General features: G+C 41.5%; 18 protein-coding genes. All 18 read left to right on the top strand.

Features of this window, described 5'->3' with window-relative positions; all coding sequences use genetic code 11:
- The first annotated feature begins 2 nt into the window (after nt 1-2).
- Complete coding sequence (fliR, locus tag DFO73_RS15695) at nt 3-779, top strand: flagellar biosynthetic protein FliR (protein WP_110065677.1); 777 nt, start codon at nt 3-5, stop codon at nt 777-779.
- Nucleotides 780-783: 4 nt separating this feature from the next.
- Entirely contained in the window at nt 784-1,869 is a 1,086-nt protein-coding gene (gene flhB, locus DFO73_RS15690; protein ID WP_110065676.1) for a flagellar biosynthesis protein FlhB, read from the top strand.
- 106 nt (nt 1,870-1,975) lie between these two features.
- Nucleotides 1,976-4,012 carry a flagellar biosynthesis protein FlhA gene (gene flhA, locus DFO73_RS15685; protein WP_110065675.1) on the top strand — a complete coding sequence of 679 codons (2,037 nt, stop codon included), beginning with the start codon at nt 1,976-1,978 and terminating at the stop codon, nt 4,010-4,012.
- Nucleotides 4,009-5,178 (top strand): flagellar biosynthesis protein FlhF, encoded by a 1,170-nt coding sequence (flhF, locus tag DFO73_RS15680; protein ID WP_110065674.1) that lies wholly within the window; start codon nt 4,009-4,011, stop codon nt 5,176-5,178. Before flhA ends, flhF begins: the two co-directional genes overlap by 4 nt.
- A complete protein-coding gene (locus tag DFO73_RS15675) occupies nt 5,175-6,050 on the top strand; it encodes a MinD/ParA family protein (RefSeq protein WP_110065673.1) in 876 nt (291 codons plus the stop codon). The genes flhF and DFO73_RS15675 overlap by 4 nt, the downstream gene beginning before the upstream one ends.
- 6 nt (nt 6,051-6,056) lie before the next feature.
- Complete coding sequence (locus tag DFO73_RS15670; protein ID WP_110065672.1) at nt 6,057-7,157, top strand: protein-glutamate methylesterase/protein-glutamine glutaminase; 1,101 nt, start codon at nt 6,057-6,059, stop codon at nt 7,155-7,157.
- A 19-nt stretch (nt 7,158-7,176) separates the two neighbouring features.
- On the top strand, nt 7,177-9,213 hold the full coding sequence (locus DFO73_RS15665) for a chemotaxis protein CheA (RefSeq protein ID WP_110065671.1): 2,037 nt from the start codon (nt 7,177-7,179) through the stop codon (nt 9,211-9,213).
- 70 nt (nt 9,214-9,283) lie between these two features.
- Entirely contained in the window at nt 9,284-9,757 is a 474-nt protein-coding gene (locus tag DFO73_RS15660) for a chemotaxis protein CheW (RefSeq protein WP_110065670.1), read from the top strand.
- A 1-nt stretch (nt 9,758) separates the two neighbouring features.
- Entirely contained in the window at nt 9,759-10,403 is a 645-nt protein-coding gene (locus tag DFO73_RS15655) for a chemotaxis protein CheC (RefSeq protein ID WP_110065669.1), read from the top strand.
- Nucleotides 10,396-10,893 carry a chemotaxis protein CheD gene (locus DFO73_RS15650; RefSeq protein WP_110065668.1) on the top strand — a complete coding sequence of 166 codons (498 nt, stop codon included), beginning with the start codon at nt 10,396-10,398 and terminating at the stop codon, nt 10,891-10,893. Before DFO73_RS15655 ends, DFO73_RS15650 begins: the two co-directional genes overlap by 8 nt.
- Before the next feature lie 250 nt (nt 10,894-11,143).
- Complete coding sequence (locus tag DFO73_RS15645) at nt 11,144-11,905, top strand: FliA/WhiG family RNA polymerase sigma factor (RefSeq protein ID WP_110065667.1); 762 nt, start codon at nt 11,144-11,146, stop codon at nt 11,903-11,905.
- Nucleotides 11,906-11,946: 41 nt separating this feature from the next.
- The gene (locus DFO73_RS15640; protein ID WP_110065666.1) at nt 11,947-13,344 is read left to right on the top strand and encodes a DUF342 domain-containing protein; all 1,398 of its coding nucleotides are present in this window, start codon (nt 11,947-11,949) and stop codon (nt 13,342-13,344) included.
- Between the two features lie 2 nt (nt 13,345-13,346).
- A complete protein-coding gene (locus DFO73_RS15635) occupies nt 13,347-13,652 on the top strand; it encodes a hypothetical protein (protein WP_258309506.1) in 306 nt (101 codons plus the stop codon).
- Nucleotides 13,653-13,661: 9 nt separating this feature from the next.
- Nucleotides 13,662-14,267, top strand: coding sequence for a DUF6115 domain-containing protein (locus DFO73_RS15630; RefSeq protein ID WP_110065664.1), 606 nt, complete (start codon nt 13,662-13,664; stop codon nt 14,265-14,267).
- Between the two features lie 147 nt (nt 14,268-14,414).
- Nucleotides 14,415-15,116: a 30S ribosomal protein S2 gene (gene rpsB / locus DFO73_RS15625; protein ID WP_009330721.1), complete on the top strand. Its 702-nt coding sequence runs from the start codon at nt 14,415-14,417 to the stop codon at nt 15,114-15,116.
- 190 nt (nt 15,117-15,306) lie between these two features.
- Nucleotides 15,307-16,188 (top strand): translation elongation factor Ts, encoded by an 882-nt coding sequence (tsf, locus tag DFO73_RS15620; protein WP_110065663.1) that lies wholly within the window; start codon nt 15,307-15,309, stop codon nt 16,186-16,188.
- A 206-nt stretch (nt 16,189-16,394) separates the two neighbouring features.
- Nucleotides 16,395-17,120 carry a UMP kinase gene (gene pyrH, locus DFO73_RS15615; RefSeq protein WP_110065662.1) on the top strand — a complete coding sequence of 242 codons (726 nt, stop codon included), beginning with the start codon at nt 16,395-16,397 and terminating at the stop codon, nt 17,118-17,120.
- Nucleotides 17,120-17,677, top strand: a complete 558-nt coding sequence (gene frr, locus DFO73_RS15610; protein WP_110065661.1) for a ribosome recycling factor — start codon at nt 17,120-17,122, stop codon at nt 17,675-17,677. Before pyrH ends, frr begins: the two co-directional genes overlap by 1 nt.
- Nucleotides 17,678-17,950 lie beyond the last annotated feature (273 nt).

The following is a 17,950-nucleotide window of genomic DNA, read 5'->3' as shown; positions in this document are numbered from 1 at the left end:
GCATGTTAGATTTTTTGCCTGCTTTCCCTGCTTTTTTACTGATTTTTGTGAGGGTGACATCTTTCTTTTTGATGATGCCCCTGTTTTCATACAGATCCATACCGGCTTCACATAAAATAGGCCTGGGTTTCTTTCTGGCCTGGATCATGTTTTTGGGAATGGAAGTGCCGTCTTTGGAAATCAGCGGAACGTATTTTTTCTTGATTATAAAAGAAGCCTTGGTTGGGCTGATGATCGGTTTTATTGCTTATTTAATGCTTTCTGCCATCCAGATAGCGGGAGGTTTCATTGACTTCCAGATGGGGTTTGCGATTGCAAATGTGATTGATCCGCAAACGGGTGCGCAAAGTCCGCTGATGGGACAGTATTTATATACGATTGCCCTTTTCTTTTTATTGACGGTAAATGGCCATCATCTCATGCTGGATGGAGTATTTTACAGCTATCGTTTTATACCGTTGGAGCAGCCTTGGATTCCCTTTGGGAACGAAAATATGGCTGAATATGTAATAAGGGCTTTGAATACCATGTTCATCATTGCTTTTCAAATGTCCATACCCGTTGTCGGAAGTCTTTTTCTTGTAGATGTTGCACTTGGAGTTGTAGCCAGGACAGTGCCGCAGCTAAACGTATTCGTCGTGGGGCTTCCCTTGAAAATTGGTGTCAGCTTCATTATCCTCATCGCCGTCATGAGTGTATTGCTCTTTGCAGTTTCCCAGCTGTTTGCAACAATGCTGGGCACGATGAGGGGCTTAATGGATCTTATGGGAGGTTCATGATGATATGAAGTTATTGTTATCTTTGGATCTTCAGTATTTTGCTGGAGAAAAAACAGAAAAAGCCACACCCAAAAAGAGGCAGGATTCCAGGAAGAAAGGGCAGGTGGCCAAAAGCCAGGATGTTAATACAGCAGTTGTTTTATTGGCTGTATTTCTATTTCTGCTGTTTGCAGGCTCGTATTTGAAGGGTATCATTCTCTATATTTTCACACATTCATTTAACGATTATATGATGATGGAATTAACGGAAGCGAACATTCAGGTGATTTTTCTTGATATTTTAAAAGAACTGGTGCTATTCCTGGGGCCAATTATGATTATCGCCATGGTTGCCGGTGTTGCAGCAAACTTTATGCAGGTTGGCGTACTTTTTTCAACAGAAGCGATACAGCCAAAGCTTGAAAAGTTGGACCCAATTAAAGGCTTTAAGCGAATTTTTTCCATGAGGGCCATCGTAGAGCTCCTGAAATCCATCTTGAAAATAGCCTTTGTAGGTATGGCTGCCTTTACAATTTTATGGCTGAGGATAGACGAGATCCTTATTCTCTCTCAAAAATCAGTGGGGGCTGCGTTGGCTACGATTGCAAGCCTGACAGTCCAAATGGGCTTAATAGCTTCTGCTGCCCTTTTGTTTCTGTCGGTATTGGATTACCTCTACCAAAAATACGACTTTGAAAAAAACATCCGTATGTCCAAGCAGGATGTGAAAGATGAGTACAAAAACATTGAGGGAGATCCCCTTATTAAGTCCAAAATTAAACAAAGGCAGCGGGAAATGGCGATGAGAAGAATGATGCAGGAGGTTCCCAAAGCGGACGTTGTGATCACCAACCCTACTCATTATGCCATTGCCCTAACATATGATGAAACAAAGAGCGATGCACCCATTGTTGTAGCAAAAGGGGTAGACTTTGTTGCACAACAGATTAAATTAATTGCAAAAGAACACGATGTAATCGCAGTGGAAAACAGGCCGCTTGCCAGGGCGCTATACAGCCAGGCGGAGATAGGGGATGCAATCCCTGAAGAGTTTTTCAAAGCGGTTGCAGAGATTCTTGCTTATGTATACAGAACAAAAAACAAAATTTGATTCTAGTAAGTATATCCCATAGTTATCTTTAAGTAATAGCCAGTCTTTGGAAGCAAGAAAAATGGCGGCCAAGGCGCTTCTGCTTTTCATGTAAGGAGAGAAATCTATGCCACTAAGAGATTTATCAGTTTTAATGAGTGTAATTTTAATTGTAGCCATGCTTATTATTCCTTTTCCGCCTTGGCTTTTAAGTGTACTGATTATTATTAATATTGCACTTGCGCTCATGGTTCTATTAACAGCAATGAACATGAAAGAAGCGCTTGAGTTTTCAATTTTTCCTTCCTTGATATTGTTAATGACATTATTCCGGCTAGGCTTGAATGTATCAACAACCCGTTCGATTCTATCTGAAGGGGAAGCCGGGAAGGTCGTTGAGACATTTGGTTCCTTCGTTACGGGAGGAAATGTCATTGTCGGGCTGGTTGTATTTTTAATTCTCGTCATTATTCAGTTTGTTGTAATTACAAAGGGATCTGAGAGGGTTTCTGAAGTTGCAGCACGTTTTACACTTGATGCTATGCCCGGAAAGCAAATGAGTATTGACGCCGACTTAAATGCAGGGATGATCTCAGAGCACGAAGCTCGTGAACGGCGGGACAAAATTAGCCGGGAATCCGATTTTTACGGTTCCATGGATGGTGCGAGCAAGTTTGTAAAAGGGGATGCCATCGCGGGGATCATCATTACCCTCATTAACCTTATGTTCGGAATTATCATTGGGATGATGCAGCAGGGGCTTCCGATTGCAGAGGCAGCTGTGAAATATTCGATGCTGACAGTGGGGGACGGAATTGTCAGCCAGATACCAGCACTTTTAATTTCTACTGCAACAGGGATTGTTGTTACGAGGGCAGCATCTGATGGAAACATTGGCAAAGATATTACTTCACAGCTGTTTGCCTATCCTAAAATGCTATATGTAACTGGCGGAACCATTATTCTTTTAGGATTACTCACACCAATTGGCATTGTTTTAACATTGCCAATCGGAGGCTTATTAATTTTTGGAGGTTATATGATAGCCCGAACTCCTGAGCCAGACAAAGAGCAGTTGCTGGAAATGGAAGAGGAACTTGAAACCGATGAAATGAAAAGCCCTGAGAGTGTGGTTAACTTGCTGAATGTTGACCCGATCGAATTTGAATTCGGGTATGGTCTTATTCCGCTTGCTGATACGAATCAGGGCGGAGATCTCCTTGACAGGATTGTCATGATCCGCCGGCAGCTGGCTATCGAACTAGGGTTGGTTATTCCTGTTGTAAGGATTCGCGATAATATCCAGCTTCAGCCGAATGAATATAGGCTTAAAATTAAAGGGAATGAAATGGCACGCGGGGAGCTTTTGCTTGATCATTATTTGGCGATGAGCCCGGGAATTGAAGATGACAGCATTGAAGGAATTGATACGATAGAACCTTCTTTCGGCCTTCCTGCTAAATGGATCACAGAGGAAATGAAGGAACAGGCTGAAATTTTTGGCTATACGGTTGTTGATCCTCCATCAGTAGTTTCGACTCATATTACAGAAGTGATCAAAGGCAATGCCCATGAACTGTTAGGCCGACAGGAAACGAAACAGCTGATTGACCATGTGAAAGAAAGCTACCCGATCCTAGTGGAAGAGGTTACGCCTAACCCATTGTCGGTGGGTGAAGTCCAAAAGGTACTGGCTAAGCTTTTAAGGGAAAATGTATCAATCCGGAATCTTCCTGTGATTTTTGAAACGCTTGCTGATTTTGCTAAAACGACAAGTGATACAGACTTGCTGACTGAATATGCCCGCCAGGCATTGGCAAGGCAAATCACAAACCAGTTTTCACAGCAGGGTGACCCGATAAAAGTGGTAACTCTTTCCGGAAAAGTTGAAAAGTTAGTTGCTGATGGCATCCAACAGACGGAGCACGGAAATTATTTATCCATGGACCCAGCAGCATCGCAGAATATATTGGAGTCCATTGCCTCACAGGTGGAACAGCTTTCGCTGATGGAGCAGACACCGATCGTGTTATGTTCACCGGCTGTAAGAATGTATGTAAGGCAATTAACTGAAAGGTATTTTCCGCAAATACCGATTCTCTCCTATAACGAGCTTGAAGCAAATGCGGAAGTTCAAAGTGTTGGGGTGGTGAATGTCGAATGAAGGTAAAAAAATATATAGCATCTTCAATGCCTGAAGCAATGAAACAAATTCGGGCAGAGCTTGGGAATGAAGCTGTTATTTTAAATTCCAGAGTTGTCCATACTGGCGGAGTTCTCGGCTTTTTTAAAAAAAGAAGCATAGAAGTGATGGCGGCAGCAGAACCGAAACTTGAATTAGGGAAGAAGCCTATAACAAAGCATGCTTCTCCACAGAAAAGGATTTCTGCTTCCCATCCGCCGGAGAAAGCAGAAGAACCAAAAAGAGACGTTATCCTGCAATCAGACATCAAGCCACCGGCAGAACTGATAAAGGAAATAAGCGACCTTAAACGAATGATGACCAATTTGGCTAATACCCAACAAAGCGGACCATCCTATCCTGAAGCAATCAAGAAAGTTCAAGCTCTTCTAAATGAGCAAGAACTGGATAAAAACCTTCAGGATCAAGTTCTTTCCGTATTGTTTGAAAAATGGTATCTGAGCGGAGCAGGTGCCGTGGATACCGAAGTGCTTGCATGTCTGGAAGCTGAGCTAGAAAAAGAGATAGATGGAATTCCTTTTGGGGGAATATCTTTTAGCAAAAAATATATCAATGTTGCAGGGCCTACCGGAGTAGGCAAGACTACCACGCTGGCAAAAATGGCAGCAGAGTGTGTAATTAAGCATAAAAAAAAGGTTGCATTTATCACAACAGATACTTATAGAATAGCAGCTATCGATCAATTAAAAACATATGCCAAAATATTAAATGTGCCCCTGGAAGTTTGCTATACAATAGAAGATTTCAAGCAAGCTGCAGAAAAGCTTAAGGATAATGATCTAATTTTAATTGATACAGCAGGCCGGAATTTCCGGAATAAACAGTATGTGGAAGATTTGCAAAATGTGATTGATTTTGAAAAGGATATGGAAACTTTTTTAGTCCTCTCCCTTACAGCGAAGCAGAGGGACATGGAGGACATTTACAGCCAATTTTCCATCATCGATATTGATAAACTGATCTTTACGAAAGCAGACGAAACCTCAACCTATGGAGCAATGTATAACATAATCCATAAATACAGAAAAGGTGCGGCATATATAACAAATGGACAGGATGTCCCGGATGATATCCTTGCTGCAGATCCGGATGTTATTGTAAAGCAACTATTGGGGACGATAAAATGAACGACCAGGCAGAGCGGCTGAGAGCCAGGCTGCTCAAGGATGGCAGCCAACAACCCATGCCCAAAACATTAGCAGTTGTCAGCGGAAAAGGGGGCGTGGGGAAATCCAATTTTTCTTTGAATTTTTCTATTTCCCTATGCCAAAAAGGCGATAAAGTTTTATTATTTGACATGGATATTGGAATGGGAAACCTTGATATCCTAATGGGAAGAACGTCCAATTATTCAATCGCGGATTTCTTTGAAAAGAATAGATCTTTAAGCGATATTGTGTCGGAAGGTCCCAATGGGCTCCGCTATATTGCCGGAGGGACAGGACTTCCCCATATAGTAAAACTGGAGGATGGACAAATTGCCAGATATACTGAGGAACTTGCTATTCTCATGGGAAACTATGATTATGTGATTTTTGATATGGGTGCGGGAATTACTGAGGAATCGGCAAAATTTATCCTTTCAGTCCAGGAGATTGCAGTCATTACAACACCTGAACCTACCTCGATTACAGATGCCTATTCGGCTATGAAGCAAATACATCTTCTGGATGACAGTATCCCTTTTTATTTAGTCATAAACAGGGCACAAGGCGAAAAGGAAGGACAGGATACATTTAAAAGAATTTCCGATGCTTTAAAAAGATTTTTGGGGAGAGAGTCTGTTTTACTTGGCATTCTTCCTGACGACCGTAACATCCAGCAGGCGGTTAAAAGGCAAATTCCTTTTATCCTCTTCCAGGAAAAATCTCCTGCTTCCAAAGCTATTCACCTTATGGCTGATAAAATCGGCAGCCGGCAAGTCGATCCGGCAGCAGGAAATAAGCATTCCTATCAATTTATATCAAAACTGAAGAGATTTCTTTTTGAAAGGCAGTGAATCAGCATGAAGAGAATCAATGTGCTTATCGTAGATGATTCGGCCTTTATGAGGAAACTTATTTCCGATTTTTTATCTCAAGATCCACGTCTGCAGGTTGTGGGCACAGCAAGAAATGGAGAAGAAGGGTTAAGGAAGATAAAAGAATTAAATCCCGATGTTGTAACAATGGACGTTGAAATGCCAGTCCTTAATGGACTGGAAGCTTTAAAAATGATTATGAAAACCCAGCCTGTCCCGGTTGTGATGCTTTCCAGTACAACGAGGGAAGGTACTGATAATACATTCGCTGCTATGGAATATGGTGCAGTGGATTTTATTGCGAAGCCATCAGGCCCAATCTCTTTGGATTTACATAAAATAAAAACCGAATTAGCAGAGAAAGTCGTCTCGGCCAGCAATGCTAATATAAAGGACCTGGGTGGAATTTCCTCACTTGGTAAAAATCATACGAAATTCCAGCGGAATTATAGTAAAATAGAACTAAATAAATCTATTGATCAATTAAATGGTCCTGCTTTCAAAACAGATACACACGACAAACGAATTATTTGTATAGGCACATCAACCGGCGGTCCAAGAGCCCTTCAGAGAGTGTTAACAGAGCTCCCTGGAAATATTAATGCTCCAGTCCTTATCGTCCAGCATATGCCAGCAGGATTTACCAAATCACTGGCTATCAGGCTGAATAGCTTGTCCGAATTGACTGTAAAGGAAGCAGAGGAAGGAGACATCCTCGAGAAAGGCACAGCCTATATTGCTCCTGGTGGATTCCATCTGAAGGTGGGGAGGTCAGGGCGTGACCTGGTACTTCACTTGGATGAATCTCCTCCTAAAAACGGTCATCGCCCCTCAGTGGATATCATGTTTGAATCTTTGAGTGAGCTGAAGGATTTTCGAAAGATTGCAGTTATTATGACTGGAATGGGAGCAGACGGCAGAGAAGGCCTTGCTGCTATAAAAAAAAGCGGCGAAGTAAAAGCGATTGCTGAATCTAAGGAAACTTCAATTGTTTTTGGGATGCCAAAAGCAGCAATCGAGGCTGGATTAATAGATGATGTGCAAAATGTTGAACGAATTGCAGAATCCATATTGAAATTTGTTTAAGGCCGAGGGGTGCAGGCGCATGGAGATGAACCAATATTTAGAGGTATTTATTGAAGAAAGCAAGGAGCATTTGCAGGCATGCAATGAACAGCTTCTTGAATTAGAGAAAAAACCCGAAGATATTAAAATCGTTAACGAGATTTTTCGATCGGCACATACACTGAAAGGCATGTCGGCAACAATGGGATATGAGGATCTCGCAAATCTTACCCATCAAATGGAGAATGTTCTTGATGCCATCAGAAATCAGAAAATGAAAGTGAATGCAGAAATACTGGATGTTGTTTTTCAGGCGGTTGATGACCTTGAAGCAATGGTCCATTCCATTGCTGAAGGCGGAGACGGCAAAAGAGATGTTTCAGAAGCTGTTGCGAAATTAAAACTGATTGAAATGGGGCAAAGCTCTGCACAGGGAGAAGCAAAAGCAGAAGCTGCTGTGGCACTGGCAGAACCTTCAGCTGCTGTAAAAAGCACCTATGATGAATTTGAATGGACAGTCATCCAGCAATCAAGGGAACAAGGGTTTGAAACATATGAAATATCGGTTGCATTGCGGGAGGATTGTTTACTGAAGGCAGCAAGAGTTTATATGATTTTTGAAGTACTGGAGAAGATTGGGGAAGTAATTAAAGCAACTCCTTCTGTAGAGCAGCTCGAAGAAGAGCAATTTGACCAGGAATTCTCTGTCACAATTGTGACCCGGCAATCTCGTGAGGATGTCCAGCAAAAACTGTTGAAAGTCTCTGAAGTTGAAAAAGCAGATGTTGTGCCTCTATCTCTTGATGGCCTGCGCCAGCAAGAGCATGAGAAGGAGAAAGAAGTTCGGACCCCTTCCTCGCCTGCAGATTCCATAGTGGCTGAAACCTTGCCAAAGGAAGAAAAGAAAGTGCCTGCAGCCAAGCAGGCAAGCAATAAAACTATTAGGGTAAATATTGAAAGATTGGATATCCTGATGAATTTGTTTGAGGAACTTGTTATTGACAGGGGAAGGCTTGAGCAGATATCCCGGGAAGTAAACAATCAGGAGCTGCATGAGACTGTAGAACACATGTCAAGGATTTCGGGAGATTTGCAAAATATTATCCTTAACATGAGAATGGTTCCAATCGAAACAGTATTTAATCGCTTCCCAAGAATGGTAAGACAGCTGGCAAGGGATTTGAATAAAAAAATCAATCTGGAGATTGTCGGTGCAGAGACTGAGCTTGACCGAACTGTCATTGATGAAATCGGTGATCCGCTTGTGCATTTAATCCGCAATGCACTCGATCATGGGGTCGAAACTCCTGAGATTCGTAAAGCGAATGGAAAAAGTGAAGAAGGAAGTGTCATTCTAAAGGCTTATCACAGCGGTAATCATGTCTTCATCGAAATTGAGGATGATGGAGCTGGCATTAACAAAGAAAAGGTGATCAGTAAAGCGCTTAAGAACCGCATTATTACTGAACAAGCCGCTGCCGTTTTATCGGACAAGCAGGCTTATGAGCTAATATTTGCATCCGGTTTCTCTACTGCCGATAAAATATCAGATGTTTCCGGGCGCGGAGTCGGCCTGGATGTTGTGAAAAATACAATCGAATCATTGGGCGGTTCAGTATCCATTGATTCAAAAGTTGGCCAAGGATCCATTTTCTCTATCCAGCTTCCGCTAACCTTATCAATCATTTCTGTCATGCTCGTTGAAATTGAGGAAGAAAAGTTCGCCATTCCTCTTTCCTCCATCATCGAAACAGCCATTATTAAAAAAGGTGATATCCTGAGTGCGCACAACCAGAAAGTGATTGACTTTAGAGGAAAGGTTGTACCGCTTCTTTCATTAAAAGAAATCTTTAATGTTCCTTCGGAGCACCAGGAAGGCGAATTTTTATCTGTTGTCATAGTTAGGAAAGGAGAAAAGATGGCTGGGCTGATTGTAGATTCCTTTATCGGCCAGCAGGAGGTCGTTTTAAAATCGCTAGGAAACTATCTAACCAATGTATTTGCCATTTCCGGAGCGACCATCCTTGGAGATGGCCAGGTTGCTTTAATTGTAGACTGTAATGCATTGATTAAATAGGACATTAAGGCCCTAATTGTCCAATTATCGTCGTTTTACTAATTTGAACGTTTATAAAGGAGTGACCAGTATGACTGAGGCGGGAGCGGCAGATTTAAAATTAATCGTGTTTCAACTGAAAAATAAGGAGTATGCTATTCCTGTTAACCAGGTACGTTCTATTGAAAAGGTGCAGCATATAACGAGAGTTCCGCGAACAGCCGGTTTTGTGAAAGGGGTTATAAATCTGCGGGGGGTTGTTACACCAATCATCAGCCTTAGAAGCAGGTTTAATCTTGAAGAGGCTGAATATACCGACCAAACACGAGTCATTATTACTGTTTTGGAAGATATGGAGGTAGGCCTGATCGTTGATTCTGCAAATGATGTAATCGATGTTTCGGCAGAATCAGTTGAACCTCCACCTGAGACTGCCGGTACCGAAGAGGCAGATTTTATTAAAGGCGTTACAAAAATTGAAAAAAGGTTAATGATATTAATAGATTTGGAAAAAGTTCTTAACCCGGATGAACTTGCAATCCAGATCGGAACAAAAGGAATGTAAGATGAATTTTATTAAAAAAAATATCAGCGCGATGCATTTGGATATTTTAAAAGAAGTCGGCAATATTGGTGCAGGCCATGCTGCGACGGCTCTGTCTACTTTGCTGAATAAAAAAATAGATATGACTGTTCCTGATGTCCGGGTCGTTTCCTTTGAGGAAATGATGGGCATGGCTGGGGGTTCGGAGAATGTAGTGGCCGGGGTTTTTCTTAGAATTGAAGGAGATGCGCCGGGCAGCATGTTCTTTGTCCTGCCGCTAAAGCAGGCAGAAGCTTTTATTCGCGCTTTGCCTGGATGCATTGTTTTTAATGCAGAAGAAACACCTTACAGTGAACTAGCTTTATCTGCCCTGCAGGAGCTCGGGAATATCCTTTCAGGTTCATATTTATCTTCTTTATCAGATTTTACAAATCTATCACTTTTTCCATCTGTGCCCATGCTTAGCATTGATATGGCAGGAGCGATTATTGGCACGGGGCTGCTGGAAATTTCCCAAGTAAGCGATTATGCCATCGTGATTGATACGGCCTTGAACGAAGAAAGCCAATCTGACGGGGATTCTGTTAAAGGCCATTTCTTCCTGCTTCCGGACCCTGAGTCCTTTCAAATCATTTTTAAAGCATTGGGAGTTCTGGACCATGGATAAGCTGCTTGAAACCGTAAAAGTTGGTATAGCTGATATGAATATCGTTAAAACGCCTAATTTAATCAGGACATCAGGATTAGGGTCATGTGTAGGGGTTGTCGTATTTGATCTTAGCTTCGGGATTGCAGGGCTTGCCCATGTGATGCTGCCTGATTCATCTCTTGCTAAAGGAGCTGCCTTTAACTCTGCTAAATATGCAGATACAGCAATCAGGGAACTCGTCAGCCGCATGTCGAAGAACGGCGCTAGGTCTTCCTGTTTAAAAGCAAAGATTGCTGGTGGAGCCCAGATGTTTCAGTTTTCTTCCGGCAGTGATTTAATGAGGATCGGTCCCAGAAACGTGGAAGCTGTAAAAAAGGAGCTGGCAATTTTAAAGATTGCCATTTTAGCAGAAGATGTAGGCGGAAACAGCGGGAGAACCATTGAATTTAACCCGAATACAGGCAAATTAAATATCCGGACTGTCAATAAAGGTGAATTCGTGATTTAAGGGTTGCCGAATTCCTCTTTTTGGGTTATCTAATCGAATCAGCTATTAATCCATAAAGCTGATTTACTCTTATTAATTTTCTGCGCTTTTCGGTAAAGCGTCTCTCTGGATCCCTGTTTAAACCTTATTGTTAAGCAGAAGAAGCCTCGGATTATAAGCTGGACACACTCTTTAATTTATATTAATAGAGGAAATATTTTGATATAATAGCGATAATTAATAGAAATGGAAACGTTTGAGGAGGATGGCCATGGCGGAGCTAACGATTGAAGAAAATACATACTGGGCTAAATGGGTCGACTCTCGTGATGCTCAAGCGGGGAACTTTCTGGTAAAGAGATATATGCCTCTCGTAAGCTATCATGTGCAGCGAATATCAGTGAATCTTCCTAAAAGTGTTTCAAGAGATGATATTCGAAGCCTTGGTATGATGGGCTTATACGATGCTTTGGAAAAATTTGATCCTAAGAGAGATTTAAAGTTTGATACATACGCTTCCTTTCGTATTCGGGGTGCGATTTTGGACGGATTAAGAAAAGAAGATTGGCTGCCCAGAAGTACAAGGGAGAAAGCCAAGAAAATTGAGGCAGCTATAGAAAGGCTGGAACAGCGGCTGATGCGAAATGCCACGGCAGCGGAAGTTGCTGGCGAGGTTCAGATGGGGGAAGAAGAAGTCTACTCTGTAATGAATGAACATTTTTATGCAAACGTATTGTCAATCGATGAACAGCCTGGCGATTCTGAGGATAAAGAAGGCGGTTCATTTGCCATAAAGGATGATAAAGCAGTTATTCCGGAAGAGAAGGTTTTGAAAAACGAGATACTGGAAGAAATGGCCGAAAGAATTTCGCAATTGAATGAAAAAGAACAGCTGGTAATCAGCTTATTTTATAAGGAAGAATTAACTTTAACGGAAATCGGCGAAGTGATGGGATTGTCAACCTCGCGAATATCCCAGATTCATTCCAAAGCTATTTTTAAGCTCAGACAGTCGCTGGAGAAGGTTTTATAAAAACTCTGCCCAGCCGCTAACTGCAGAAAGAAGGAATCAGTATGGAACTTCAGTTCCAGATTTTATTTGTTAGAAATCGCTTATCTGCCATGCTGCAGCCCTTAGACTGCAATGAAATAAAAGGGACCATTTCATCAGGAATTATAAAATCGCTTCTTAACAGGGAGAAAATAACCTTTGGGATTAATGAAGAAGCGATAAAAAAGATTTGCCAAGACCCCCTTTCGGTGCAATATCCTATCCTCATCGCTGAAGGGGTTCCTGCAGAAAACGGCAGTGATGCGTATTTACTGAATGAAGTCCGCTATGAGAAAAAAACAAAAAGAGAAAAGTTTAACTTCAGAGATGTACTTCATATTCCTTCTGTACAAAAAGGACAGTTTTTAGCGTCCATTATTCCCCAAACACCAGGCACACCCGGAAAGGATATTTTCGGTAATTCCATCCCGGCAAAGAATGGCAAGCCATTAAGAATTAAGCCAGGCAAAAATGTTATTTTAAATGGTGAAGGATTTTATTCTTTAATAGATGGCCAGGTAAGTTTCACCTCAAATTGCATTTCTGTGAATCCGGTTTTTGAGGTGAAAGGAGACCTTAACTTAAAAACAGGGAATATAGATTTTGTCGGAAATGTTTTAATTAGAGGAAATGTCCCAGCGGGTTATGAGATCAAAGCTGGCGGGGATATTATCGTTTTTGGCCTTGTGGAAGGTTCCATTCTGAAGGCAGACGGAAATATAATTGTTTCAGGTGGGATTTCCGGCAGCCATAGGGGGACAGTTATATCCGGAGGGAATGTTCAGGCGGATTATCTTAACCAGGCAATAATCAAAGCTGAACAGGATATTGTAATAAGAAAGTCTGTACTTCATAGCCGTTTGCATGCCGGAGGAGCAATCCGCTGCAGCCAAGCAATGGTGATTGGAGGAGAGCTTGTGTCAGGGACCGATATCGAAATTAAAGAATCCGGGAATCATTTATTCACTAAAACTGAGCTTCATGCCGGAATAGATACTGCATTGGCAGAAAAGGAAAAAGCGCTTATGAATGAATCTCTCATGCTGCACAATAACCATAAAAAACTGGAGAGCATTGAGAAAAAACTTTTGGAAATGGCCAGGCTGACAGGAAGACTGACAGAGGAGCAAAAATCGATCATCCTTAATCAGCGTACGACCAAGGCCCATATACAAAGTGAACTAAAAAAAATGACTGAAAAGCTTGAAGCCCTGGAAAGGGAGAAAGAAGAAAAAATGGGCGCCTCTGTAATAATTCATGACAACGTCTTTCCCAACACAGCTTTACACTTTGGAAAATACTCAAAAGTGATCCACCAAAGAAACAGATGTGTAAGATTCTATTTCTCAAAGGGTGAGATTCGATTTGACCCCTTGGGCAAGGAGAATTCTAACCTTAATAAAGGAAGTGGCTGGACATAAGCTTGAAATCAATCGAGCTGCAGGTTGCACTTCCGAGAACTATTGAAGCCGGCAAGATTCAGGAACAACTCCAGCAAAGAGGCCAGGCGATGGGCGAGATTGCGGCTGAAAAGACTCGCAGGGAGGAAGAAAAGAACCGCAACACTGTAATAAAACAGGAACAAAAACAAAACGTGAGTCTCGGCCAAGAAGAAAGAAACAATCACAAAGGCCGGGACGAACCTGGCCAAATAGAAAAACAAAAAAAAGACAGCAGTAAAGAACAAAGCCACCCTTTTAAAGGGAAGGTTATTGATTACAGCGGATAGAGGGATCGTATGACTGCTTTTCTGTTGGCGTTAAGCCTGTTATTGAATTTCATTGCACTTTTGGCCATTATCCTGCTGTATCTCCGGCAAAACAAGCTTATGGAAACAGAGAAAAAACAGGAGAAAATGTTTAATGAAATGGAAGAGGTCATTTCCTCTTACCTCGTGCAGATGAAGGAAGAAAATGATGATTTTATTAATAGGGTTTCACAGCTTAAAATAAATGCATTGCCTTTAAAAGATGAATCGATAGAGAAACGCGCTAAAACTCAAGATAATTTGGAAGCAAATGAAAAGCCTAACCGCCTTGCAAGGGCATCAGCCTACCAGGCGGTGAAAGCTTATAAAAAAAATACGCAGCCCGATAGTCAAGCAGATAAAAAAATGGAATTAAAGGCTGAATCTGATTTTGGTTCTGTAAGTGAAGAATCTGCTGTGAAAGTAGAAAAACAGAGAGAATCTGAAGGCCAAAGACACCATGCACCATCTCTGCTTGATAACGTTCTATTATTGAAAAAGCAAGGTATGACGGAGGACGATATTGCCAAAACACTTGGCAGAGGGAGAACGGAAATTGCATTAATGCTTAAATTTCGCCAAAATCGGCAAGAATAGCTTGATTGTCAAAAACACTTGTGCTATATTAACAAATGGTGTTAATACACACGCTTATGGATTTAGCCGGATGGTGCTGTTTATATGCAGTTGCCGGTTAAAAATGATATAAGCGGAGGAAAAAAAACCATTAGGAGGAAACACAAAATGTCAGTAATTTCAATGAAGCAATTGCTTGAAGCTGGTGTACATTTCGGACACCAAACTCGCCGCTGGAACCCTAAGATGAAGAAGTACATCTTCACTGAGCGTAACGGCATCTACATCATCGACCTTCAAAAGACAGTTAAGAAGGTAGAAGAAGCTTATAACTTCGTTAAGGAGCTTGCTGGAAACGGCGGAACGATCCTTTTCGTAGGTACTAAGAAACAAGCTCAAGATTCTGTTAAAGAAGAAGCAATCCGTTCTGGTATGTTCTATGTGAACCAGCGCTGGTTGGGCGGAACTTTAACTAACTTTGAAACAATCCAAAAGCGTATTGCGCGTTTAAAGGATATCGAAAGAATGTCTGAAGACGGAACTTTCGAAGTTCTTCCTAAAAAAGAAGTTGTTCAATTGAAGAAAGAGCAAGAACGCTTAGAGAAATTCTTGGGCGGAATCAAAGATATGAAGAGCCTTCCAGATGCTCTATTCATCATTGATCCTCGCAAAGAGCGCATTGCTGTTGCAGAAGCACATAAATTAAACATCCCTATCGTTGGTATTGTTGATACTAACTGTGATCCGGATGAAATTGATGTTGTAATCCCTGCAAACGATGATGCTATCCGCGCTGTTAAGCTTTTAACAGGCAAAATGGCTGATGCAATCCTTGAAGCTAAACAAGGTGAAGAAGTTACAACTGCTTAATAGAAAAGCGGAAGCGCCTTGTGGCGCTGGAGCTGGACAGCTCTAGAGTGCTATTTCTTGATTTAAAGAAGGTGATAAGAGGGAGCACCCTTTATCACCTTTTTTTAAAGAATGGGCAAAGTTTTGTTTTCCATACAGCTATATATGGTAAAGATATAATTACATAACTCATTTTAAGGAGGATCTTATAATGGCAATTACTGCTCAAATGGTTAAAGAACTTCGTGAAAAAACAGGCGCAGGTATGATGGACTGCAAAAAAGCGCTTCAGGAAACTGAAGGGGATATGGAAAAAGCAATCGACTTCCTTCGTGAAAAAGGAATCGCTAAAGCTGCTAAAAAAGGTGACCGCATTGCTGCTGAAGGTCTTACTTCAGTTAAAGTGGACGGCAACGAAGCAGTTATCCTTGAAGTGAACTCTGAAACAGACTTCGTTGCTAAGAACGAAGGATTCCAAACTCTTGTAAAAGAATTAGCTGAGCATTTGCTTTCAAACAAGCCAGCTTCTGTTGAAGAAGCTGCGGGCCAAACAATGGCTAATGGTGCTACTTTAGAGTCTCACATTAATACTGCAATCGCTAAAATAGGTGAAAAGCTTTCTCTTCGCCGTTTTGAAATCAAAACAAAAACTGACAGCGATGCTTTCGGTGCTTACTTGCACATGGGCGGACGCATTGGTGTGTTAACTGTTCTTGAAGGAACAACTGATGAAGAAGCAGCGAAAGATGTTGCAATGCACATTGCTGCCCTAAACCCTAAATATGTTTCCCGTGATGAAGTATCACAGGAAGAAGTAGAGCGTGAGCGCCAGGTATTGACTCAGCAGGCTCTTAACGAAGGCAAGCCAGAAAACATCGTTGCAAAGATGGTTGAAGGACGCCTGGGCAAATATTTCGAAGATGTTTGCGTAAACGACCAAGCTTTTGTTAAAAACCCTGACCAAAAAGTTGGCAAATTCGTTGAATCAAAAGGCGGAAAAATCCGTGAGTTCGTTCGCTATGAAGTTGGAGAAGGCATTGAAAAGCGTGAAGACAACTTCGCTGAAGAAGTAATGAACCAGGTTAAAAAATAATAGTAATTAAAAAACAGCGATAACAGCTATGATTCAGGGAACACTTTGTGTTCCCTGTTTTTCAAGAAAAGATTAAATTATGTCTAGCCCGGTGTCTTTCAAAGGCGCCAGCGCTTGATAACTGTCTAGCTCCAGCGCCTGCCCATCGAGGTGTCGTGGGTAACCAAGGCGCTTGCGCTTTTCTAATTCTACATATGGAGGTTCTTATGAGCAGCCCTAAATACAAACGCGTGGTCTTAAAATTAAGTGGTGAAGCTTTAGCAGGAGAGCAAGGTTTTGGAATAAACCCTTCTGTAATTAAATCGATTGCTGTTCAGGTCAAGGATCTGGCTGAATTAGGTGTTGAGGTTGCCGTAGTGGTTGGCGGCGGAAATATCTGGCGCGGCAAAATCGGAGAGGAAATGGGGATGGACAGAGCAAATGCCGACTATATGGGAATGCTTGCTACTGTCATGAACTCCCTTGCATTACAGGACAGCCTGGAAAATCTCGGGGTAGAAACAAGAGTTCAAACTTCTATTGAGATGAGACAGGTTGCTGAACCATATATCCGCAGAAGAGCGATCCGCCATCTTGAGAAAAAGCGGGTTGTGATCTTTGCTGCGGGAACCGGTAACCCTTACTTCTCAACCGATACAACAGCTGCATTAAGAGCGGCCGAAATTGAAGCAGAAGTGATTTTGATGGCTAAAAACAATGTGGATGGAGTCTACTCTGCAGACCCACGCATTGACAAAAATGCCAAGAAATACGACGAGCTTTCCTATCTTGACGTATTGAAGGAAGGATTGGCTGTCATGGATTCAACGGCATCCTCTTTATGCATGGATAACAATATTCCGTTAATTGTATTTTCAATCATGGAAGAAGGCAATATTAACCGCGCCGTATTGGGTGAAACAATTGGAACAATCGTTAGGGGGAAAAAATAATGCCAAAACAAGTTATTTCAGATGCAAAAGAAAGAATGACAAAAGCAATTTCAGCTTATACTCGTGAGCTTGCAAGTATCCGTGCCGGTAAAGCAAATGCTTCATTGCTTGATCGAATCACTGTAGATTACTATGGTGCTCCGACACCTGTTAACCAGCTTGCTGGAGTCTCTGTTCCAGAAGCGCGTCTTTTAGTTATTACGCCATATGATAAATCAATTCTTGGCGAAATTGAGAAGGCGATCCTTAAATCTGATATTGGCTTAAATCCTTCCAATGACGGAAGTGTGATCAGGCTAGCAATTCCTCAGTTGACTGAAGAGCGCCGCAAAGAGCTTGTAAAAGTTGTTAAAAAGGAATCAGAAGAAGCAAAAGTGGCGATTCGCAACGTGCGCCGGGATGCCAATGATGATCTTAAAAAGCTTGAAAAAAATGGAGAAATCACAGAAGATGATCTTCGAGGATTCTCAGATGATATTCAAAAGCTTACTGATGAACATATTAGCAAGATTGATGTAATCACGAAGGATAAAGAAAAAGAAATCCTTGATGTTTAATCAGTTATATATGAAAACCCTCTATCAATAGGGGGTTTTTTTACACTTTGGGAATATAAACTTTATATAATGCAGCCAGGCTTTTGGAGCTGGGAAACCGCACGCGAACCTGTCATATGAGGTTTACCAGCCTATTCTTAATTTTGTTTTGAATACATACTCTTTTATAGAGATATATTTTTTTATTTTTGGTATGATATTAGCATGCGGAAATAGGAAATATCATAATTTTACCAGTAAAAAATAATCTCTAAAAGATACAATTAATCTTAA

Origin of the sequence: Cytobacillus oceanisediminis (assembly GCF_003182355.1) — a bacterium.
Lineage (GTDB): Bacteria > Bacillota > Bacilli > Bacillales > Cytobacillaceae > Cytobacillus > Cytobacillus oceanisediminis_A.
The sequence above is the reverse complement of the archived record's forward strand: the minus strand, read 5'-3'. Positions and strand labels throughout refer to the sequence as shown.